Origin of the sequence: Frondihabitans sp. Leaf304 (genome assembly GCF_001423105.1) — a bacterium.
GTDB lineage: Bacteria > Actinomycetota > Actinomycetes > Actinomycetales > Microbacteriaceae > Frondihabitans.
In genome coordinates this window covers 39,580-62,145 of sequence record NZ_LMNV01000002.1, presented here as the reverse complement: position 1 = coordinate 62,145, position 22,566 = coordinate 39,580, and the positions used below count along the sequence as shown (strand labels likewise).

17 protein-coding genes are annotated in these 22,566 nt (G+C 66.4%); 10 read left to right on the top strand and 7 right to left on the bottom strand.

The window, feature by feature from the left end; genetic code table 11:
- Window positions 1-221: 221 nt before the first annotated feature.
- Window positions 222-1,037, bottom strand: coding sequence for a hypothetical protein (locus tag ASF54_RS16805; RefSeq protein WP_055957348.1), 816 nt, complete (start codon window positions 1,035-1,037; stop codon window positions 222-224).
- Between the two features lie 28 nt (window positions 1,038-1,065).
- Here ASF54_RS16805 and ASF54_RS00230 point away from each other — a divergent pair, with 28 nt between their 5' ends.
- Window positions 1,066-1,257, top strand: a complete 192-nt coding sequence (locus ASF54_RS00230; RefSeq protein ID WP_157509968.1) for a hypothetical protein — start codon at window positions 1,066-1,068, stop codon at window positions 1,255-1,257.
- On the opposite strand, the gene ASF54_RS00225 is transcribed toward ASF54_RS00230, so the two are convergent.
- The 4 genes from ASF54_RS00225 to ASF54_RS00210 are packed head-to-tail and all read right to left on the bottom strand — an operon-like array spanning window position 1,238 to window position 6,240.
- Window positions 1,238-1,882 carry a SatD family protein gene (locus ASF54_RS00225; RefSeq protein WP_084815835.1) on the bottom strand — a complete coding sequence of 215 codons (645 nt, stop codon included), beginning with the start codon at window positions 1,880-1,882 and terminating at the stop codon, window positions 1,238-1,240. The two genes, ASF54_RS00230 and ASF54_RS00225, sit on opposite strands and share 20 nt — an antisense overlap.
- A 31-nt stretch (window positions 1,883-1,913) precedes the next feature.
- On the bottom strand, window positions 1,914-5,492 hold the full coding sequence (locus ASF54_RS00220) for a TM0106 family RecB-like putative nuclease (protein WP_055957340.1): 3,579 nt from the start codon (window positions 5,490-5,492) through the stop codon (window positions 1,914-1,916).
- A gap of 38 nt (window positions 5,493-5,530) precedes the next feature.
- The gene (locus ASF54_RS00215; protein ID WP_055957337.1) at window positions 5,531-5,986 is read right to left on the bottom strand and encodes a hypothetical protein; all 456 of its coding nucleotides are present in this window, start codon (window positions 5,984-5,986) and stop codon (window positions 5,531-5,533) included.
- A complete protein-coding gene (locus ASF54_RS00210) occupies window positions 5,983-6,240 on the bottom strand; it encodes a hypothetical protein (RefSeq protein WP_055957334.1) in 258 nt (85 codons plus the stop codon). The genes ASF54_RS00215 and ASF54_RS00210 overlap by 4 nt, the downstream gene beginning before the upstream one ends.
- Window positions 6,241-6,292: 52 nt before the next feature.
- On the opposite strand from ASF54_RS00210, the gene ASF54_RS16225 reads away from it, so the two are divergent.
- The 5 genes from ASF54_RS16225 to ASF54_RS16220 all read left to right on the top strand — a co-directional run bounded on the left by ASF54_RS16225 (window position 6,293) and on the right by ASF54_RS16220 (window position 12,279).
- On the top strand, window positions 6,293-6,628 hold the full coding sequence (locus tag ASF54_RS16225) for a hypothetical protein (protein ID WP_157509967.1): 336 nt from the start codon (window positions 6,293-6,295) through the stop codon (window positions 6,626-6,628).
- 351 nt (window positions 6,629-6,979) lie between these two features.
- Entirely contained in the window at window positions 6,980-9,634 is a 2,655-nt protein-coding gene (lanKC, locus tag ASF54_RS00200; RefSeq protein ID WP_055957329.1) for a class III lanthionine synthetase LanKC, read from the top strand.
- A 68-nt stretch (window positions 9,635-9,702) separates the two neighbouring features.
- The gene (locus ASF54_RS00195; RefSeq protein ID WP_162237082.1) at window positions 9,703-10,413 is read left to right on the top strand and encodes an ABC transporter ATP-binding protein; all 711 of its coding nucleotides are present in this window, start codon (window positions 9,703-9,705) and stop codon (window positions 10,411-10,413) included.
- Window positions 10,414-10,426: 13 nt separating this feature from the next.
- On the top strand, window positions 10,427-11,812 hold the full coding sequence (locus tag ASF54_RS00190) for a hypothetical protein (RefSeq protein ID WP_055957326.1): 1,386 nt from the start codon (window positions 10,427-10,429) through the stop codon (window positions 11,810-11,812).
- Window positions 11,813-12,009: 197 nt separating this feature from the next.
- Complete coding sequence (locus tag ASF54_RS16220) at window positions 12,010-12,279, top strand: hypothetical protein (protein ID WP_157509965.1); 270 nt, start codon at window positions 12,010-12,012, stop codon at window positions 12,277-12,279.
- Window positions 12,280-12,339: 60 nt separating this feature from the next.
- Here ASF54_RS16220 and ASF54_RS00185 read toward each other — a convergent pair whose 3' ends face one another.
- Window positions 12,340-13,968, bottom strand: a complete 1,629-nt coding sequence (locus ASF54_RS00185) for a molybdopterin-dependent oxidoreductase (RefSeq protein WP_055957322.1) — start codon at window positions 13,966-13,968, stop codon at window positions 12,340-12,342.
- Between the two features lie 125 nt (window positions 13,969-14,093).
- Between ASF54_RS00185 and ASF54_RS00180 the strand changes: the two genes are divergently transcribed.
- From ASF54_RS00180 to ASF54_RS00165, 4 genes are all read left to right on the top strand, one after another.
- Entirely contained in the window at window positions 14,094-14,753 is a 660-nt protein-coding gene (locus ASF54_RS00180; protein ID WP_084815833.1) for a class I SAM-dependent methyltransferase, read from the top strand.
- A 60-nt stretch (window positions 14,754-14,813) separates the two neighbouring features.
- Complete coding sequence (locus tag ASF54_RS00175; RefSeq protein ID WP_055957316.1) at window positions 14,814-18,113, top strand: DEAD/DEAH box helicase; 3,300 nt, start codon at window positions 14,814-14,816, stop codon at window positions 18,111-18,113.
- Window positions 18,113-20,329: a RecQ family ATP-dependent DNA helicase gene (locus ASF54_RS00170; protein WP_084815832.1), complete on the top strand. Its 2,217-nt coding sequence runs from the start codon at window positions 18,113-18,115 to the stop codon at window positions 20,327-20,329. Before ASF54_RS00175 ends, ASF54_RS00170 begins: the two co-directional genes overlap by 1 nt.
- Before the next feature lie 256 nt (window positions 20,330-20,585).
- Window positions 20,586-22,043: an APC family permease gene (locus tag ASF54_RS00165; RefSeq protein ID WP_055957314.1), complete on the top strand. Its 1,458-nt coding sequence runs from the start codon at window positions 20,586-20,588 to the stop codon at window positions 22,041-22,043.
- 7 nt (window positions 22,044-22,050) lie between these two features.
- Here the strand turns inward: ASF54_RS00165 and ASF54_RS00160 are convergent, their stop codons facing one another.
- Entirely contained in the window at window positions 22,051-22,518 is a 468-nt protein-coding gene (locus ASF54_RS00160; RefSeq protein WP_055957311.1) for a hypothetical protein, read from the bottom strand.
- Window positions 22,519-22,566 lie beyond the last annotated feature (48 nt).

Genomic DNA, 22,566 nt, shown 5'->3' with positions numbered 1-22,566 from the left:
GTTGTCGGCGCTACGCCTGTCGCGCCTGCCGGCGCCGCTCCGCCGGTGTCGCTCCCGTCGGTGCCCGCCGGCTTTGCGAGATGGCCCGATCTCCCGGTCGACCGCGTCCAGGCTGCAGATACGGCCATCTCGCTACCAGACAGCAAGGATCCGGCCCAAGGCCGCTCGACTTCCAGCCTGCATCCCCGCCAGTTAAGCCCACACCTAACATCGCCCGAAAATTAGGCCAGCGCTAACAACCAGCACAGACCCGCGAGCGAGAAGGCCGTGGCCCAGCTCACGAGACTGCCGATGAGGAAGTACTCGGCCGGATTGCCCGTGGTTGCCCGGTTGATTTCGGGAAACCGGACGATGCCCTTGGCTGCGATGAGCGCCGCCACGACGGGAAAGGCGCCGGTGAGCGCGAATCCGGCGAGAAGCAACCGTTCGATCGGGCCGATGAGGCGTCCGCCTTTGAGCTCCCGCGTCTGCGATTCGGGCACTTCGGCGACCTCCTCGTCGCCGGGAGCGGGCTCGCCCTCGGCCTCTCGCTGAGCGCCCTGCCCAGGTGCCCCGGGCGCCCCGTCGGTCTGGTCGTCGATGACGGGATCGACGCCTGCGGCGACGGGGTCGACGGCGATGCCGCTCGGGAGCGCCGATGTCACGACGATGTTGGCCGAATCGACGAGGAACAGCGCTGAGCCGACACCCCCCACGAGGGCCGCGAGCGGCAGGGCGTCGACGAAGCTCAGCCCGGAGTCGCGGTGCCAGTCGACGACGAACCCGGTTGCCGAAGCGGCGCTGCCGGGCCCGGCCACGAACAGCACGACCACCACGACCGCGAGAAGTATCGACGGCCACGACCCCGATCGACGAAGCGACCACCGAGCAGGGTCGCGGCGACTCACTGACCCCGAAGCCTCTCCCACTGCAGGCCGCCCCGTCGTCGATGCCACGACCCCCGATCCGACCGCCGTGGTCGATGCCACCCACAGGCCGGCTGCGGCCGCGACGCCGAGCACGATCCACGGCTCGATGCCGAGGCCGAACCACGCCACTGCTCCTAGCCCGATCCACACCACGGCGATGGCGATCGCGCTCTCCCTGTTTCTTCCGACGCGCCCGGCGCTCCCGGAGCGCCCTGCCCTCCCGGGTCCGGCGCTCGTCCTCGAAGTCGCCCCGCCCATCGTGGTCGCGCCCGCCCTCGCCCTCACGATGTCGGCCACTCCAATGAGCGCAAGCAGGAGCCCGGCGAGCATCAGCGACCTCCCGGGCTGAGCGCCCGAAGGCCCTCGACGACCGCGATCGCACCGGACTTCTGCACCGACTGCGAGATGGCCGAGGGAGTGACCCCCTCCGCTTCGGCGATCTGCGTCTGTGTGTCACCACGCAGGAGCCCCAGTGTCACGCGACGCGCACGGGCGGTCATTCGGGCGACGATGTGGTCGCGACTCAAGAAGTAGGCATTGACGACGCGCTCCTCGATGCCGCCTCGATCGTCGGCAGAGACATACCAGGAGCGAAGGAACGGACTTCTGCCGTCTTCGCGGCGGTGTGCTTCTTCGATGGCTTCTCGGGCGGACCACCAGCCAGGACCGTCTTGGACGGGGCCGGCCGTGCGGGATCCGACGGAGCGGACCTCCCCGCAACCTAACCCGAAGCGCAGCTCGACACCGGAGGGTAGGGCGAGGATGGCGCTGGTGGTCGCAACCAGGGCATCGGAAAGGGTGGCGTAGATGACCTGGAATTCGTCGCCGACGGTTGCCCGCAGAGGGTCCACCGGTTCGACACCCGGCGTCCCTTCGAAAGCCCGCTCGATCTCGCCCTGCGCCTCGTCGCGATCAGAGAGACCTCGCGAGTCGACGATGTCGACGATCACGGCAACCACGGTTTCAGGAGACACCCATTAAGCATAAACCTAACTTTTCGCAAAATTAAGCCCCCTGCTTAACTTCGTCCGCTCGACGATTCTCGCTGGCGACGGCTCCGTCGAGCAGTCGCACATAGCTACTGAGGAGGGCCATCTCGGCAATCGAGTGCGGAAGCCCGATCTGCAGAGCCGGTGACGCCACGAGGTAGGCCGCCCACTGGGCGCGAGAGAGAGCGACGTTGAGTCGGTTGGGCTGCACCAGGAATTCGAGGCCACGAACGGATTCGCTACCCGACGAGGCCGCGAGCGAGACGATGGCAATCACACCTTCGCGCCCCTGGAACATGTCGACCGTCCCCGCCTGAGTGTTTCCCAGACCAGCGTCGTCGAGGGCGTCGCGCAGCAGATGCACCTGGGCGTTGTAGGGCGCGACCACGATGATGTCGCGGGGCTCGAGCGGCCTCCCGACCTCATCGTCGGGGCCGTCGAACCAGCGGCGACCCACCGCATCAAGTGCCACTTCGACCACTCGCACGGCTTCTTCGGGAGACGCAGTCGTGTTGCCGCGGTGCTCGACGGGCTCGAGATGAAGACCCGCTTCGATGCCGTCCAGTAGCCGCTTCGGCGCCCTGGAGCGCAGCGCCCCGTTGTAGGAGAGCCGGGAGACAGGCTCGCAGAGCGCAGCGTCCATCCGGCGGGTTTCGGCGAGGAAGTAGCCGAACTCGGCCGGGAGCACATCTCGTCCGTCGGCAAGCCATCCGAGCGCCGACTCGTCGACGGGTTCGGGGTGCGTGCCCTGGCTCACCTGGGACAGTTGCTGGGGATCGCCGAGCAGAAGCAGCCGTTCGGCCGAGACACTGGCCGCAATCGTCGGTGCCAACGAGAATTGCCCGGCCTCCTCGACGACGAGAAGGTCGAGTGATCGTCGCTCCACTGTCGAGCCGGCGAAGGTCCACGCGGTTCCGCCGAAGACGAGGCCACCTTCGAGGCTCAGAAAATCGAGTTCACCGGACTTCTTCGTGAGCGGAGTCCACCCCGAGGCATGTCTCTCGGGGTCTTTCGGCGCCTTCCCGACCCGGTCGGGATCGAGGCCCGCCTCGATGACCGCGTCGAGAACATTCTCGACCGCGGCGTGCGACTGGGCGACGATCCCGACGCGCCACCCGTGATCGGCGACGAGCCTCGCGATCACCCGCGAGCCGACGTAGGTTTTGCCGGTGCCGGGTGGCCCTTGGATGGCGAGGTAGCTCTGTTCGGACGAGAGCAGGGTCGATACGACTGCTCCGACGGTGTCGTCGCCCACGATCGGAGCGATCACCGCTCGCGGGGGTCGCCGGCGCAGCAGATCGAGCACAGGATCCGCCGGCAGGTCGCTCGCATCCTGGTCGAGAAGGGACTCCCCCCACTCGGCGATCGCGCCGCTGAGCACCTTCGTCGCGATCGGTGGGCCGGGAGTCAAGGCGACCGGGAGGGCGTCGTACGGGTCGACGCCCTTCGGAAGCACCTCTCGAACGATCGTGTCGACCGTGGCATCGGTCGCTCCGACGATCTCTGAGATCTCGATGGACCCGGTGAAGCCCCGCGATGCCGGGCCTGACGTCTTCATCCCCGGAGGGGGTGGAAAGTCGTAGAGGGCCCGCGGCTTCGCACCGACCGTGAGGCGACTTCCCGGCGCCGGACGCAGGCTGAGCCGCAGGTGTCGCGACCAGCTTCTCGCCGGCTTGATCGGGGGCGCCCACTCACTCTCGACCGAGGCGCGCTCGACCACGAAGACGTCTTTGTCGTCGGCGAAGTCAGCGATGTCCGCCTCGAGGCGGTTGAAGTGCTCCTGCCAGGATTTCTTTGCTTCGCGACGGTGGTAGTCGATGGCACTGGCCGCAAGGGCTATGGCGGTCTGGTCTGCCGTGCGCTGAGCGGGATCGACACCCTCGACGAGTGCCATGAGGGCGACGAAGACGGGGTCGGGCTCGGGCGGCAGCGGCGCTTCGACGAGGGTGAGGTCGGTTGCGGAGAGCCCATCGGTCGAGACGGTCTCGTGAACATCGCCGCGAAGTGTCAGCAGCCAGTCTCGCAACCGCCGCGTCGAGACGCAGTCGTACCGGTTGTAGTCGCCGACCTGGTCAAGAAGGCGCTGGCCTTCGTCGACGTCACCCGAACGAACGACGTCGATCGCGTTCGCGTAGGCGGCGATGCTGTCGACCGCGTTTGCGACGTCGTAGCCGGTTCTCGTCGTCGGCATGTAGAGGGGTTCGAGCTTCTTGATGGAGTAGCTCCGCGACCCGACGACGAGAGCCTGCCGGACGATCGGATAGAGATCGACCAGGACGTTCTGCCGGAGCAGCTCATCGACCTCGTCCTCGCCGACTCCGTGGCGCGCCGCGAGCGACAGCAGGTGCGTCTTCTCATACGAGGCGTAGTGATAGATGTGCAGACCCGGGTGCCTGGCACGGCGCTCTCGCACGAAGGCGAGAAAGTCGACGAGCGCCTGTCGCTCACCGGCGACATCATGCGCCCAGAACGTGACGAACGCGTCGTCGTTGTCGACCAACCCGAAGAGGTAGTCGAGGCCCCAGGTGCGATTGTCTTCGGTGTAGAGCGGATCGCCTTCGAAATCGAAGAAGATGTCGCCGTCGTCAGAGGCAGGAACGGCATCGAGCGCCTTTCGCGAGACGACCTCGACGATCGGCCGCCGCTCGCCGGGTCGTTCGCCCGCAGTCGGTGGGACCTCGTCGCTCGCCACCTGCGCCCTCGCCTGACGGACGAGGCGATCGAGCACCTTCGGTGAGATGCCGGGAATTGGTCGGTGTGACCCGCCGACGGCCTTGACTCGATCGATCGAAGCGAGCCCACCCATCGAAGCGAGCTCGTCGATCGAAGCGACCCCCGCTTCGTTGAGCCGCCTGCGCTGCTCCAGAGTGATGCCCGCGACGAGCACGAGATCGCGGTGGCGCTCCACCTCGACGGAGCAGTGAACGCACCGGCCACACGCCGAGAAGCGCGGATCGCCCCACTCGACGGGGTCGGTGGCCACCATACGCTCGGCGAGAACTCCGCGCAGACGCTCGATCTGAACCCGGTACACCGGCAGGATGTCGATCAGATCGTGACTGCTGACGCGACCATCGCCGAGAACCAGGTGCACCCGGTCACCGACCGGGATGCCGAGTACCTCTATCTGCTCGGCGTAGCCCGCGAGCTGAAGGAGCGCCGAGATCTTCGCGTGCCGGGCGAGCTTGGTGTCGTACACCTCGTACTCTCCCGCTTCATTCAGCACGAGAAAGTCGGAGAAACCGAGAAACCATCCGTCGAAGAACGTCGCTTGATAGAGAACGGGCACCCGGCGGGCCATCGCCTCCCGTGCCTGCTCGGCAGCAGCGGCGTAGTCAGCTGGTTTCGGCCGGTCGGCGAACTCCACCACGCCGTCCGCTCCGAACCGACTCCGCAGCACCTCGAGATACCGCTCCTCGTGGGCAATGCCCAGGGCTGCAGTGCGCTCCAGCATCGAGTCGGGCTCGTCGAGCGCTCCGTTGATCCGCCCGAGCTTCGCGTCGAGCCGTCGTAGAAACCCCCACTCGCACGCCGCCCACACGCTGAGATCGGTCGGGCTCGTAACGACGCGGTCGTTCTGACTATCGACGTACAACTCGTCTCCTCGCACCCGGTGGTCTGATGGCGAAAACGCTACCTACGACCGCCGACATCCGGGATCCTCGATTGTCGCCGGTCTCCCCGCGACACCGTTGCCCAGATCATTGCAGCGACCGACAGGACGACGCCGAGTGCCGGCGTCACCACGACCGATTCGTTCACCGTCGAACACAGGACGGCGAACGCCGACGACGACAGCGAGAGTGCCGTGACATCGAATCGCCGATCGCCCGGCCTTCGCGTCATAGCGCAGGCGAGCAGCGCCGTCGCGGCGATCGGCACGCCGTAGCCCAGGATTACGGCCGGCCAGGTCACCTGCACCCGCTCTGTGGCGAAGAGCGCACGACTGCCGATCAGAAGGACCATGATTCCGACGAGCACGACCACCCGCACGCGTGCGAAGGTCAGCCGTCGCCGGCGGGGAGGCTCGGCCCCAGGCCCGCCCGGGGCGTCGAGGTGATCGCGGCTCCGCGGATCCTGCGCGGTCATCGCCGCGGTACCGAACTCTGCAGCTCGAAACCGAACTGAGCGAGATGCCGTCGGGCCTCGCGGGAGCGAAACTTGCGCGGATCCACCCCAGTAGCCACCTCGAGAGCCTGCCCGACCGGGTACCAGAGGCCGTTGATCGAGACGGCGTGCAAGGTGATGGGCGCCGGGTCGGTGTGAATGAGACGTCGCTCGACATCCTGGCGCGTGAGCGAGCAGGAGACCCCGGCGAGAACAAAATGGACAACGTCGTTCATGAGACAACTGTGCCACTTTTTGAGGAATTAGATATTCCTATACTCTATTCGGGTGTGGAAATCTCTGACCAGGATCCGGCGCTCCATCCTCGGCGAAATGGCCCTTGCGACATTGGCGGCGCTGATCCTCGCGCCCCTCTTCATCATCACGATCGGGCTGGCGCTGGTGCTGATCGTCTGGGTCACCCACGCCTCGCTCTTGGTGCCCTGGATTCTGACCGCGTCCTTCGCGTCCGACACTCCCGGCGGCGGCGTGAATGCAACGACCGGGCCCGGGTTTGCTTTGGGCATGGGCGCTTTTGTCGTGGCGGGTACCGGAGCCCTCTTTCGATCCCGCCGACACGCCGTTCGAGCTGCGACTTCCGGAGTCTCTGCCTCAGATCACTGATCCGCGACTGCCCTACCAGAGCTCGTCGCACCGCCGCCGGCCAGCAGGCCCTGGCCGACGGCGGTGCGTCACGCTACGAGCAGAAGTAGAGGCTGATCGAACTCCAGAGGAGCCCGATTTCACCGTCGTCGATCGTCTCGGCCTTGAGGTTCTGCAGATCAGATGTGTTCATTCGTGATGCCTTTCGTACGGAAGAAACCGGGCTGTGCCCGGCCGGACAGAACGTCCTGCCCACAGAATTTAGGCTGTGGAAAACACGAATGTCAAACACCTAATTTCTGATAGCTTTGCGGCCATCAACGAGGAGGCGTGGCTTGGAGGCCTTCGATCCGATCTCAAGGAGTGAGGCTCATGGACGACCGCTATTTGAAGTTTCTGCCGATCGGCAGTCCGTTTTACGGCCGAGAGGAGCGGCGCACGAGGCCCGCGCGCGACTACGGGCTGCCGATCTATCTCGACTGGAGCGAGTGGGTCATCCACGAAATCGAGACCTGGACGATCGTCAGCCCTCAAGGCCACGAGCTGCCACCGCAGGGCTGGAAGATCCATTGCTCCGCGACTCTCGCTTCAGCACCAGACGTCCTCGAAGGAGTCGCCGAGGTCTGCGCCGCTAAGCGCATCCCGTTCAAATTCGCACCCGGGCCGGCCGCCCTGGCCGCTCAGAACGGCAAGCTCGCACCGAGAACGGCCAGCGGCAAGTTCGTCACCGTCTATCCCTCCGACGAGACTCAGCTGATATCGGTTCTCGATGAACTCGTCCACGAACTCATTCATCTCGAGGGCCCAGGTATCCTCGGCGATCTCCGCTGGAGCGACGATGCTCCGGTCTTCCTCCGCTTCGGCGGATTCCGCGAGCGCTATATCGACGACCCCGACACCCAAGGGGCCCGGGGTGCCTCAGACGCACCTCGCGGCGACCCCTTCGCCGATCCCTGCGTCGACCGGCCACGAATCCTCGCCGTTGAAGCCCCCGACGGCACCCTGGTTCCCGACGTTCGCTCTCCCTCGTTCGCACCGCCGTCGTGGGTTCCATTACCCGAGGCGGTTGCCGAGCGCATGCGACAGCTCCGCGATGCAGACACCGGAGACCTCGCCGAATACGACGTCACCGGCGCCATTCGCTTCAGCGCGGCCGGGGGGCTCTACCGTGCGACTCGGCGCGATACGGGTGCACCGGTCATTTTCAAAGAGGCACGGCCGTTCACCGGGCTCGACCCCGATGGCAACGACGCCGTCACACGTCTTCGTCGAGAAGAGGAGGTCATCCGGGCTCTTTCCCACGTCGAGGGGGTAGTCCGTCTCGAGAACGCCTTCGAATCGGGCGGCCACCGGTTTCTCTCCCTGCATGCCGCTCCGGGCAGCACGGCCAACCGCCACCTACATTCCCGAAACCCTCTCCTCCGGGCATCCTCGACGGCCCGCGAGCGTATCGCCTACCGAGACGAGGCCAACCGCCTCTTCGACTCGGTGCAGCAGACTCTCGAGTCCATCCACCGAGCCGGTTTCGTCCACGGCGACGTTCACCCCGAAAACATTCTCGTCTCCCCCGAAGGCCAGACGACCCTCATCGACTTCGAGTCCGCACACGCCATCGACGCTCGAGTTCCTCCATCACCTCAGGGTGTCCCCGGGTTCTCAGCGGCACCCTGCGTGACCGGGCCCGCTCGCGACGCCCACGCTGTGGCCGCGATGCGACTCAGCGCACTCCTGCCACTCACCTTCATCCATCACCTCGATGGATCCAAGGCTGCACAGCACCTTAGTGTCGCCCGAGAGAAGTTCGAACTTTCCGAGTCGCGCACCCAGCAGATCGATGCGCACCTGACCCCACTGCACCCGATCATTCGACCACCGCGCGCCGGCAAGGGCCCCGACACCTCTCACCTTTTCGCGGGGCTCAGCCGCGGTGATCTCGCTGCGTTCGACGAGGTGCGCGAGCTCCTTTCCACGTCCATCGTTGCCAGCGCCGAACCGACCAACGGCGAGCGCTGGTACCCCGGCGACATCGACCAGTTCGGGGCGAAGCGAATCGGGCTGGCACACGGGGTGACGGGGGTCTTGCGGGCGCTCGGGGCTGCGGGGCACGACGACAGGGGTGCCCGCGCCTGGTTGAGCGGCGAGCTCCCGGATCCTTCTCTCCCGACGGGGCTGATGACCGGACTGGCCGGTGCGCTCGTTGCCGGAGGCACTGACGAGCCGGGGCTCCGTGCGCGCGTTCTTCGAGCCGATCCGTTCGAGTGCGGTGTCGACCTCTTCGGCGGCGCGAGCGGAATTGGCCTCGCTCTGTTGTCGCAGGCACGTGAACCGAACGACGCCGAGCGCGAGCTTCTGACCGCCATCGCTCACCGGGCTCGACGCGTCTCCGACACTCGCTCCACTGACGCGAGTCGCAAGGGGCTTCTGCGAGGGGCGTCGGGGGTTGCCGTCTTCCTCGCCGCGTTCGCCGAGCGCTTCGACGACTCGTTGGCGGCGGAAGAGGCCGAACGGCTGGTCATCTCCGATCTCGACCGATGCCGACTGCTGCCCGACGGTTCGCTCCAGGTTGACGACGGCACGCGCGTTCTTCCGTACCTCGGTTCGGGCAGCACGGGTATCGGACTCGCGGCTCTGGCCGTGCTGCACGTGTGCCAGTCGCCACGATTGCGTGCTGCACTCCCCGCGATCGAACGGGCGGCGTCGACGGCGTTCACCATCAATTCCGGTCTCTTTTCGGGGCGAGCCGGGTTGATGCAGTTTCTGGCCGAGTTGATCGCATCGGGGCACGCGAGCAACACCGCATCGAAGACGCTCCGCGAGCATGCCGGCGCACTCGGGCTCCATGCGATCCGACACGGCGGTGGAATCGCCTTCCCTGGTGAGCAACTCCTCCGGTTGTCATCCGACTGGGGCACGGGAACCGCCGGCGTGCTCTCCGCGCTCAGTGCGACGCGCGCCGCCCTCACCGGTGATCTCGCGTGTCTTCCATCGTTCTTGCCGGGCACTCCTCAGAGAGCGACAAGCCGGTGACCGCGATCGTTGCTGAAAATCTCTGCCTTCAGGTACCGGGCCGAACGAAGCTCGAACCACCGAGACCGGTGCTCTCACACGTCTCGCTCTCGATCGCTCCCGGTGAGGTGGTCGCGATAGTCGGCCCGTCCGGAGCGGGCAAGTCGAGCCTGCTGGCCTGCCTGGCCGGAATCAACCGTCCGACCCGAGGCACGGTGACGCTGCTAGGCGCGAATCTCCAGGGCCTTCGCCGAAACAAGCTCGCCGCGTTCCGCCTCCACCACGTGGCACTAGTTCTTCAAGCCGACAATTTGTTCAGTGCACTCTCCTGTCGGGAGAATGTCGTGCTTCCGACTCGACTCCGGCATCGAGTGCCGCAGAGGCGTCTGCTGCATACAGCCGAACGCGCCCTTGACGCCGTAGGAATGGCGTGGGCGTCGAGCGACATGCCAGCGACCCTCTCGGGCGGAGAGCGGCAGAGAGTCGCTCTGGCTCGACTGCTAGCGACGCCGGCGGAGATCGTTCTCGTCGATGAACCGACCGCGGCCCTCGACGAGGTGAGTTCGGCCAGCACGATCGATCTTCTCCGCGAGCGAGCCGCAGCCGGCTCGGTCGTGGCCTTGGTCACCCACGACCTCGCCGCTGCTGCGCGCGCCGACCGGGCGATAGTCCTCGCCGGCGGGCGGATCCTCGTCGATGCCGTTGATCCCAGTCGAGAGGCACTGGAGCGCTGGATCCGCGGCCCATCGACCCCACAGCCGACGTCACTCCCGGGTGCCGAGCGACCGGGGCCGGAATGACCGGGGTCGCAGAATGATCCTGCTTGCGTGGCGCCAGGCGCTGTTCGATCCTCGGTCTCTGGCCGCGATCGCTGCGATCTCTCTCGCGAGCACGCTTGCCCTCTCGCTCGTCGGCAGTGCGGCGATCTTCGAAGCACTTCAGGCGCCCGAGGGCCAGGGCGCGTTCGGCTCGATCGCGGCGTTCACGCTGCTCACTCTCGCCACCTCGGTCAGCTCGACCGCCAGCCTGGGCGTAAGGGTCAACCGACGACTCTTCGCATCGTGGATGATCGTCGGCGTCACCCCACGGCAGGTCAGCCAGGCTCTGCTCGTTCGCTCCGTTGTGAGCGCCACGGCCGGCGCGCTTCTCGCCGTGCCCTTCGCCGCAGGCCTTGTCTCTCCTGTGACCTCCGGCTACGCCTCCCTCGGTATCTTGCCCCGCTCGCCGTCGCCAGCCGAGGCTCTCAGCGTGACAACCTCCGCGACAACGATCGCCGCGGCCCTGGTGATCGTCCTCGTCGGCCTCGCCACGCTGCCCGCCGCTCTCAGCGCGTCGCGAACCAGCCCCGCTCTGACCCTTCGTGAGACAGACCGAGAGGTGCGGGCATCTCCCCTCGTGCGGTGGCTCGTCGCGGGGGCCATTCTTCTTCTCACGCAGCCTCCGACCGTCGGTGCGCTCCTGATCGGCGCCAGCCCGCCCGGAGTCGAAGCCATCAGTGACACACTCGGCATCACTCCGGCGATCAGGGTAATAGCCCTGGCATCCTCTGTCTCGCTCTGGCTCGTCATCGGAGCGGCCATCGTCATGCCCGCGAGCGCACGGCGACTCATCCTGCTCTGGACGGCCTGCCTGCCGCGCCAGCTCAGTGCGACGTGGCACCTAGCCCGCCACGCTGCCGCCGAGCGGGTGAGCGTCGCTTCATCGACCGTGGTGATCGGGGGAATCGTTATCGGCCTGGTCGGCTCAGTGCAGGGTGCCGTCGACGTGGCGCGCCTGATCGACGCACCGCCGGACTCCCACTGGGCAGAACTCATCTGGACCCTCGGGCCCAGCGCCGCCGTCGCGCTCGTCGGCGGCGGCGTCGCCCTCACCATCGGGCGGGCCGCTGAGGAGCATGACAGCCACCTTCTCGCCGACATGGGCGCATCGACCATCCAACGGCTCTCCCTCGACCTCCTCAAGGTCGTCATTTACACGATCACGGCGCTTCTTCCCGCTCTCTGTATTTGGGCGCTCTCGGTCACGACCGCAGCGCTCGTGGCCCCGTTCCTCGGCGTGCCCATCACCCCGACTCCTCCCGACGCGCGACCCCTCATCGTGGCTGCAGCTCTGATCACGGTGGCGAACGCGGTTGCGGTACTTGGCGCGCACGTCACACCGAGTCAATGGGTACGCGGCGGGCGTGACGCTCACCGGTAAAGACACCCCGCACTCCCCCACTCCTTCATGGGGCCAGAATCGGTGGTCCGGTGGTTCCAAAGGGGCCCGCTTGCAGCACGCCCGATTCGGAGGAGAGCCATGTCGGTCTGAGAGCCCGGCGTCACTAGAACCAACCCGGATCTGTGGATGCTCCGAATCACCTGATAGATCACACCAGTCAACGAGTAGAGGCACTCATGAGCATCTCGATGCAGCACCACCGGGGAACGATCGCGAAGAGCCAGCGTGCTTCAGCACAAGAGCGACCGGCCACCTTTTCGGAGCGCGCACTTGCCGGGCTCGAGGTCCTTTCAACGAGTGCGGCTGCTGAGTCGGCGACTCGCCGGTTGGCGCGAATGTCTGAACGTCGTCGACAGCGAGTGGTCACCATAGTCTGCGCGGCGCTGGTCGCACTTGGCGCATTCGGAACGCTGACCTTCGCAAGCCTGCTCGTCGCGGTGCGGTAGTTCCCTAATCTCCTCAGCGTCACCAGCGCGTCAGCACCACTACGGTTACGTCCTAGGAAACTAGGCGACTGTCACCGTCACTTCGTCCCACCCCTCGGCACCGTTTGGGGCGGGAGGAAGATACTTGGCCTTCTGCACGCGCCCGTCTTTCGATGTTGCTCTCACCTGGATCCGGTGGTTACCCGCTTGTGCCTGCCAGCGATAGACCCACTGTCGCCAGGTGTCATCCGACACGGAGTCAGCCAGCTCAGCCGTCTGCCAAGCACCGCTGTCGATGCGGACCTCGACCCGCTCCACTCCTGTGTGGGGCTCCCACGCGACCCCCGCGATCGGAACGGCGCCGACCGCGACCGAGGCACCGCCGGAAGGCGTGTCGATGCGTGACTCGAGTTTGACCGGGCCTTTTTCGTCCCACCCTCGGGTCGACCAGTACGCCTTCTCGTCTGCAAAGCGGGTGACCCGGAGTGAAGTGACCCACTTCGTTGCAGAGACGTAGCCGAAGAGCCCGGGAACGACCATGCGCACGGGAAAGCCGTGCTCGACCGGGAGTGGCTCACCGTTCATACCGATGGCGAGAAGTGCCTGTGTCTGTGAATCTTGAAGCACCGAGAGAGGGGTACCCGCGGTGAAGCCGTCGATGCTGGTCGACAGCACCATGTCGGCGGACTCCTGAACTCCGGCCCGCTTGAGCAGCTCGCGGATCGGGTACCCGAGCCACAGCGCATTCCCGATGAGGTCTCCCCCGACGTCGTTCGAGACACAACTGAGAGTGGCCATGTGCTCGACGAGCGGAAGATCGAGCAATTGCTGCCACGTCAGTGTTACCGGAGTATCGACCAAACCGGAGATCTCGAGCGACCACTTCGCTGGATCGATCTGGGGCACCGATAAAGCAGTGTCGATTCGATAGAAGTCGGCGCTCGGCGTCACGTAGCTCGTGATGCCGGCCACGTCGAGGGATGCCCCCGAGGGGACCGCCGACGCGGCAGTCGCCGGTCGAGGGAGCCGGACCGAGTCACGGAGCGCGGCCGCGTTCACGGCTGTCGCATTGATGAGACGGGCCCCGCTTCCGACGACGACGGAGGCTGCCGCAGCGACGAAGGTCACGAGCAAAAACGAACGTCGTTCGAGCGGGGTCGAACGAAGAGGCGGCCTGAGCTCCGCGTTCTCACTGCCTCCCGATTGGGATCGACTCGCTGCGTCCCAGCGGAACAGCTTTCCGATGAGCGCGCGCAAGACAAGGATGGCCACCACGGTGCCCACCGCCGCGGGCACGACGTCGAAGTCGCTGGCGTCAGCGCGCGTCCGGACCGCGAAGATGGCGAGAACTCCGCCAAGGGCAAAGACGAGCCGCCCGAAAGGAAAACGAGCACGCTCAAGGATTCCCGCCGCTGCGGTGATGACCACCAGCAACACCCCCATGAGAACGAACAGCGCTGCCTTGTCGCCCGTGCCGAACAGATCGACCATCACGTTCTTCGCTGCGGGCGGTGCGAGATCGATGACGGCGCCCCCGACTGCGATGAGTGGGCTGGAGCGAGCTCCGACAACGACGGCCACGGCTTCGGCCGAGCCCAGGAAGGCTGCGAGCGCAACGACGCCGGACGCGGCGGCCCACCACCGTGAGGAGCGAAGCCCGGCTCGGGTAGGAAGCGGGGTCGCCGGTGGCGCGGCGAGGCGTGAGGTCATAAGAGTGAGAGTAAGCCTGGCTGCAGAAAACTCGCTGGAGTTCTCCACAGCCGAGCTCCCGCGAGATCTTGCTCTTTCAGCAAGGAGCCTTGGTCGGCGGAGTCGTGGCAGGCAAGACTTCCTCCATGTCTCTTGATCACGAAGCGTCCGATTCGCCCGACCACCGGCACGGCATGACGATCCCGGAGGAGTGGACGGGGCCGTTCGACAAGCGCTTCTGGGATGACCGCTACGCCGAACACACGAGGGTGTGGAGCGGAAATCCGAATCCGCACCTGGTTCGCGTTGTCGAGGCGTTGGATCCTGGTGTCGCGCTCGACATCGGGAGCGGTGAGGGAGCCGACGCGATCTGGCTCGCCCGCCACTCCTGGCGGGTGACGGCGACCGACATCTCGAGTGTGGCTCTCGATCGCTCCGCGGCGGCGATCGCAGCGGACGGCGAGGTCGCTGCGCGCATCGAATGGAAGCAGGCCGATGTGCTCGAGTGGGCGCCTCCCGAGCGCTCCTTCGATCTCGTGTCGTCGCAGTACTCGCACTTTCCGTCGGCCGACCTCGTGCCCTTCGTGAAGCGCCTGGCGGCGTCGGTCGCCCCCGGGGGTACGTTGCTCGTGGTGGCACACGAAGCGAACGGTCACTCGGCGATGGGCCCGGATTACTTCGTGGCGGCCGCGAAATTGGCCGAGCTTCTCGAGCCGACCGACTGGACGATCGTGGAGGCCGGTCTGCAACAGCACCCGTCCCGTGAAGGAAGCGATGAAGTGCTCGTAGCCCGACGTCTCGTCTGACTTCTGCACAGATTCGCTCGGGGCTCCGACGGTGTCGGCGGCCCCTGCGAGACTTGTCGCATGCTCGCTGTTGCCCCACTCGTCGACGCCACCGACGTCATCCGCCTCGTCGGTCGTCCCGCGTTCGAGCGCGCCAAGAGCTACGTTCGCGAGCACCGCGTCGAGACCACCGAGTGGAACGCCGATGATCATCTGCTGACGGGCTCCGTTCGAGGCGGCGATCCGGCGCCCTACGAGGCCGCCGTCACTCTGACACCCCTTCGCGGCGACTACGGCCGGCCCGGCGCCAGTAGTTGCTCGTGCCCTGTGGGCGGAGCATGCAAGCACGTCGCGGCCCTCGTGCTCGCGACGAATGCCGCGAAAGTCCTCGAGTCCTCGCAGCTGACCAGCACGGCTGTTTTGCTCCCCACCGAGGCCGCACCGGTCTGGCGAACGGCTCTCGGCGCCCTGACCCGGGGCACGTCTCCGCTCAGCGCACCGGCGACCCCGATGGGCCTCCAGTTCGAATTGCGTGAGAGGTCGCGCAGTCACTCGGCGCGCTGGGGCGCCCCGACGTCCAGGGCGGCTTCGGCGCGGAGCGCCCTTTCAGCGGGCGCCTCCCTCCGTCTTGGTATGCGGCCCGTCACGAAGAGCGCGGCCGGCAACTGGACGCGAAGCAATCTGACATGGACGACCCTGCCCTATTCACTGAACCGCCTCGGGGTCAGTGCGGAGCAGCACCGATGGTTCGGGCAGTTCCAGTCGCTTCACCGTTCCGCGCGCGACGCCTACGTGCCCGGCGAGGCCGACTGGCTCTACCTCGACGATTTCGCGAGCCCGCTTCTCTGGCCGCTCCTCGCCGAGGGGGCCCGGCTCGGCATCGACCTCGTCACTGGCAAGCGCGAGACCGACGTCAGGGTGGCGGGGTCGGGTCGGGTCACGCTCGATGTCGCCGAATCGATTCCGGTGGGCGAGGCCGGTGTGGCGGCCGGTACTCTCCACGTCGAGCCCACCGTCGTCATCGACGACCTCACCGTGCCGTCGAGAGAGCTCGGTCTCATCGCCGATCATGGCGTCTACAGGGCCTCGTTCAACCCGGCGCCCCACTTCGTGCTCGCTCCAACCGGGCATCTCGCCGAGGAGGTGAGGTCACTCCTCAGAGCGCAGGGCGCGATCGACGTGCCTCCCGAGGGGCGCGACGAGTTCCTCACCGACTTCTACCCGCGACTGTCGCGCGCAATTCCGGTCGTCAGCTCTAACGCCTCGGTGCGGCTGCCCGAGATCGAGCCACCGATGCTGACGCTGACGATCAGCTTCGCCGAGGGCGACCGACTCGAACTCCACTGGGCGTGGATCGCAGCAGGGCTGACCGAACCGCTTGCCGCCCATTCCGTGCCCGAGACTCTCGAAGACGACCTCGGTGGCGCCCCGACTGCACTCGTTTTGCACGGTCTAGATGCGGCCGAGTTCGTCTCGACTGTGCTTCCGGTACTCGAATCCCGCGAAGATCTCCGAATCGTCCAGCTCGGTGAGAAGCCCGACTATCGCGAGCTCACTGCGACGCCGAAACTGGCCGTGACGACTGTGGAGACCGACCGCCGAGACTGGTTCGATCTCGGGGTCATGGTCACGGTCGAGGGGCGCACTATTCCTTTCGCCCCGCTCTTCACCGCTCTATCGAAGGGTCGCGACAAGCTCCTCCTCGTCGACAAGACCTACCTCTCCCTGAAGCAGCCCGTCTTCGACGAGCTGAAGCGCCTCATCGCCGAGGCGGAGGCCCTCGACGAGTGGGAGACAGGCGAGCTCACAATAAGTCGGTACCAGGCCAGCCTCTGGTCGGAGTTCGAGGAGCTCGCCGACGAGACCTACCAGGCCGAATCATGGCGCGAGACGACCGACGGCCTGAATCGAATCGCAGCGGGCGAACAGATCGCCGACATCCTCGTTCCGTCAGCGGTCCAAGCCGAACTCCGTCCGTACCAGGTCGAGGGGTTCCGCTGGCTCGCGTTCCTCCTCGAGCACGGGCTCGGCGGAGTCCTGGCCGACGACATGGGGCTCGGTAAGACGCTTCAGACCCTCGCGCTCATCGCCCATGCCAAGGCGCGTTCCGCCGAGGCGGGTGCGACGGATCCTTCTCGCCCCTTTCTCGTCGTCGCCCCCACCTCGGTGGTGTCGAACTGGGTCGCTGAGGCGAATCGCTTCACTCCCTCTCTTCGCGTCACCGGCATCACGTCGACCGTGGCCAAGAGCCGACAGAGGTTCGACGACATCGCCCGCGACAACGACGTCGTGGTCACCTCGTACGCTCTGCTCCGTCTCGACCTCGCCCGCTACCAAGAGGTCGAGTGGAGCGGCCTGGTGCTCGACGAGGCGCAGATGATCAAGAATCACCGGTCAAAAGCGCACAAAGCGGCCGTCGACCTCAAGGCTCCGTTCAAACTCGCCATCACCGGCACGCCACTCGAAAACGACCTCATGGATCTCTGGGCGCTCTTTCATGTGGTCTCGCCAGGCCTATTGACGACAGGTCTCCGCTTCACCGAGGAGTATCTCAAGCCCATCGAGCTGAACGAGCGGCCCGATCTGCTGGCACGACTCCGGCGACGAATAAGGCCGCTCATGCTTCGTCGCACGAAAGAGCTCGTGGCCTCCGAGCTGCCCGCGAAGCAAGAGCAGATACTCCGAGTCGATCTGGCTCCGGCGCACCGCAAGCTCTACGACCTCGTCCTGCAGCGCGAGCGGATGAAGCTGCTCGATCTCGTCGACGACCTCGATCGCAACAGGTTCATCGTGTTCCGTTCTCTGACACTGCTGCGAATGCTCGCCCTCGACGCGTCATTGATCGACGGCGACAAATACAGCGGTATTCCGTCGTCCAAGCTCGATGTTCTCCTCGATGAGCTCGTCGATGTCGTGGCGGGCGGTCATCGTGCTCTGATTTTCAGCCAGTTCACCTCATACCTCTCGCTCGTCGCAGACCGACTCGATCGGGCCGGAATCGCCCACGCCTACCTCGACGGCGGCACCCGCAAACGCGGCGAAGTCATCGACGAGTTCAAGTCGGGCTCGGCCCCGGTATTCCTGATCAGCCTGAAGGCGGGCGGCTTCGGCCTGAACCTGACCGAAGCGGATTACGTGTTCCTGCTCGACCCCTGGTGGAACCCCGCCTCCGAAGCCCAGGCGATCGACCGCACGCACCGCATCGGCCAGACGTCGAACGTCATGGTCTACCGGATGATCGCCAACGACACCATCGAGGAGAAGGTCATGGCCCTGAAAGAAACGAAGGCGAAGCTGTTCGACGCCATGATGAGCGACGACGAGGCAGCATTCGGTGGCGCGCTCACCGTCGACGACATCCGCGGTCTGCTGGAGGCCTGATGTCGACGCCCTCTGCCGACACCGCGACGGCCACGACCCCCACATCCCTTGATGCTGAGGCCCTTGATGCCGAGGCCCTTGAACTCCTCCGAGCCCTCACCGGTCGAGCCGACGCCGTCTTCCACGACGGCCAGCTCGAGGCCATCCGAGCGCTCGTCGCCGACCGACGACGAGCACTCGTCGTACAACGCACCGGCTGGGGCAAATCGGCGGTGTACTTCATCGCGACCCTCCTGCTTCGGCGACGAGGATCCGGCCCGACCCTCCTCGTCAGCCCTCTCTTAGCGCTCATGCGCGATCAGGTGGCCGCCGCCGCTCGTGCCGGAGTGCGCGCGGCCGCCGTCAACTCGGCCAACGCCCACGAGTGGGGCGACGTGCAGCGGAAGATCGCCGCGGGCGAGATCGACGTGCTCCTCGTCTCCCCCGAGCGCCTGAACAACCCTCGATTCCGTGACGAGCAAATGCCCGAACTGCTGCGAACACTCGGCATGCTCGTGGTCGACGAAGCCCACTGCATCTCCGACTGGGGGCACGACTTCCGTCCCGACTACCGTCGGCTCGCCGAGCTCATTCGCACTCTGCCGCACGAGGTTCCGGTGCTGGCCACGACCGCGACGGCCAACGCGCGCGTCGTCGCCGACGTCGAGGAGCAGCTCGCCGCTGGCGCCGAGGTCGTGACGATCCGGGGCTCGCTCGCTCGCGCCTCCCTGCGGCTCGGTGTCTTGACGCTTCCGTCGAGCCGCGACCGGCTCGGGTGGCTCGTCGACCACCTCGGCGAGCTGCCCGGCTCGGGCATCATCTACACGCTGACGATCTCGGCCGCCGACGACACAGCCCGCTTGCTCCGCGATGCCGGGTACGACGTCCGCTCGTATTCCGGGCGGACCGACCCGGAAGAGCGCGAACAGCTCGAGCAGCGGCTCAAAAGCAACGACCTGAAGGCTCTCGTCGCCACGAGCGCTCTCGGCATGGGCTTCGACAAGCCCGATCTCGGTTTCGTTCTTCATCTGGGGGCGCCGTCGTCGCCAGTGGCCTACTACCAGCAGATCGGGCGAGCGGGTCGAGCCACCGATAACGCCGACGTGCTTCTCCTGCCTGGGCGGGAAGACACTGAGATCTGGCAGTACTTCGCCACCGCGTCCATGCCGTCGGAGGCGCGGGCCTCCGCGGTCCTCGCCGAGCTCTCCGACAAGCCGCTCTCGACTCCGGCCCTCGAGGCTCGAGTCGACATCAAGCGAACGCCCCTCGAGTTGATGCTCAAAGTGCTCGACGTCGACGGGGCCGTCAGCAAAGTGCAGGGTGGCTGGATCTCGACGGGCGTGCCGTGGAGCTACGACCGAGATCGCTATGAACGCATCGCCGCAGCTCGGCTGGCTGAGCAGGAGTCGATGCTCCGATACCAGGAGGGAGCCGTGTGCCGCATGCAGCTCCTTCAAGCCGATCTCGACGATCCCGCAGCGACCCCGTGCGGGCGGTGCGATGTCTGCGCCGGCGTCTGGTTTCCGACCGACGTCGCCGCCTCGGCCTCCGATCAAGCCACGGGAGCCCTCGATCGTGTCGGAGTCGAGATCGAGCCGCGAGCGCAGTGGCCGACGGGTGCCGACCGAGCCGGGGTGAGCCTCCGCGGCAAGATCTCCCCGGCCGAGCGCGTCGAGCCCGGGCGAGCGCTGGCCCGACTGACCGACCTCGGCTGGGGTACCACACTCCGTGAGGTCTTCTCCCCCGGCCGACCCGACGCTCCCCTCACGAAGGGCCTCCTCGACGGGTGCATCCGGGTTCTGACCGAATGGCCGTGGGCGGAACGACCGACAGGAATCGTCGCGATGCCGTCGTCGTCACATCCGCTTCTCGTGGCATCACTGGCTGAGGCACTTTCGTCTGTGGGCCGCATTCCGCTGCTCGGGTCGTTGAGCTCGACGAGGCTGGAGCCGGGGTCGGGAGCCGGGGCAGGGGCGGACGGCCCTGGCGAGGTCACCCACCAGGTGCCACGCGCCCCCGGCGAGCGCGGCGGAAACAGCGTCTATCGCCTCGCCGACGTCTGGAGGGCGTTCGAGGTCGGGCCGTCTCTCGCCACCGCCCTGGCCGAGCAGCACGGGCCGGTGCTCCTCGTCGACGATCTCATCGACAGCAGATGGAGCATGACGGTCGCCGGTCGCGTGCTTCGTGCGGCGGGCGCCGACTCCGTGCTCCCGTTCGCGCTCGCCATCGTCGGGTAACCCCGCGCAGGGAACACGTGCGTCAGCAGACGTGGCACGGTCACGGAGACGCGCCGCGGCACGTTTCTCTGTCCGTTGCGCGTCGGTAAGGTCCCCGCGGCGCGCAGAACGCCAGCGTGTGACGCAGGCCAAAACGGACGATGGCTGAAGTGTGCACGCCCTGCAATCTCTGACTCTGACATGGCGAATGTCGGTGGCGGGCAGCAGTATGGCGTGAACCGAAAGACCCGAGCACCAGCCGATTCCGGAGGTTTTCATGTCGTCGATAACGCGGGCACCCGCGGGCCGCCCGGCCCCGAACAGCGAGCAACCGACCGAGCTCAAGAGGGCCATCGGGCCGAAGCTCCTCCTCCTCTTCATCGTCGGCGACATCCTCGGCACCGGGGTCTACGCACTCACGGGGCAGGTCGCGGCCGAAGTCGGCGGTGCCGCCTGGCTGCCGTTCCTCATCGCATTCGGCGTGGCCCTGGTCACAGCCTTCTCCTACCTTGAACTCGTCACGAAATATCCTCAGACCGCCGGTGCCGCGCTCTATGTGCACAAGGCATTCGGCGTCCACTTCGTCACGTTCATCGTGACCTTCATCGTGATGTGCTCGGGCATCACCTCCGCCTCCACGGCAGCGCGCGCGTTCGCCGCGAACCTCGCCGTGGGCATCGACGTCGAGCTCGGCAACGGCACGATCATGCTCATCGCGATGGGCTTCATGCTGCTCGTCATGCTCATCAACTTCCGTGGCGTCTCCGAGAGCGTCAAGGCGAACGTCGTACTGACCCTCGTCGAGCTGTCGGGGCTCGTGATGGTGATCCTGATCGGCCTGTACGCCATCACGGGTGGCAACGCCGATTTCTCGCGCGTCGTGCTGTTCGAGACGCCGGGCGACAAGACCCTCCTCCTCAGCATCTCGGCCGCGACGAGCCTGGCCTTCTTCGCCATGGTCGGCTTCGAAGACTCGGTCAACATGGCCGAAGAGACGAAAGATCCCAGCCGGATCTTCCCCAGGGTCATGCTCACGGGGCTGGGCATCACTGCGGTCATCTACGTGCTCGTCGCCCTTTGCGCCGTGGCGGTCGTGCCGATCGGCGAACTGGCCGACAACGAGACTCCGCTGGTAACCGTGGTCGAGACGGCCGCACCCGGGTTCCCCATCGGATCCCTGCTGCCGTTCATCTCGATGTTCGCGGTCGCGAACTCTGCCCTCATCAACATGATGATGGCCAGCCGCCTGCTGTACGGCATGGCCAAGCAGAACGTCTTACCGGGCTTTCTATCGAAGGTGCACGCGAAGAACCAGACGCCCTGGGCGTCGATCCTGTTCACCACGGGCCTCAGCCTGCTGCTGATCGGTTACGTGTCGCTGTCGCCCGAGTCACCGATCGTCGCCGTGCTGGGCGGCACCACGTCGCTGCTGCTCCTGACGGTCTTCGCCGTAGTCAACTTCGTCGTGCTCAAGCTCCGTCGCGACACCGTGCGGCAGAACCACTTCCACGCCGGATCCGTGCTCCCCGTGATCGGGATCAGCGCGTGCCTCTGGCTCGTCCTGCCCTGGTCGTCGGGCCGCGGCAGCGAGCAATACAGCATCGCTGGAGCACTGCTGGTGATCGGAGTCGTGCTGTGGGCGGTCACCTTCGTCGTGCGGCGCCGCCGAGGTTCACTCGAGGGCGAGCCGACCGAGACGGCCGCCGCGCAAGACGAGACGTCGACGACAGCCTGAACCGGATCTAGCCGACGGGAGCGGCTCCGGCGGCCGGTGAGCCCTCCCGAGTGAGGCGAATCGACGAACGGAAGTACAGCACGGCGATCACCCCGCACACGAGCAGGTCGACGATGAGCACGGGCAATCCGCCGGGGCCGTCGATTGTCGAGTAGTCGGATGCGCCGATGGTCCGACCGTAGATCTCGATCCAGACGGTGGCGATGATGTTGAGGGCCAAGACGCTGCCCAAGACGAAGCCGGCGGTGGGCCGACCAGTCATCCGCCAGAGCGGTCGCGGGCTGACGGTGTCTTCCTCCGGCACCCGGAAGACCCTGGTGGCGATGACCACGACGAGGGGCGTCACGGCAACACCGATCCAGGCGGCGGCCACCGCGAGCGAGGGCACCTCGCCCAAGAGGGTCGTGCCGATCCCGAGCACGACGAAAGCAGCGAAAAGGAAGAGGAATTTGTAGCCGTTACGCACGATTCGCATGCCAGGAGTATAGGGGCGTGCCTGGGAGGGGCCGAGAGCGACTACGGT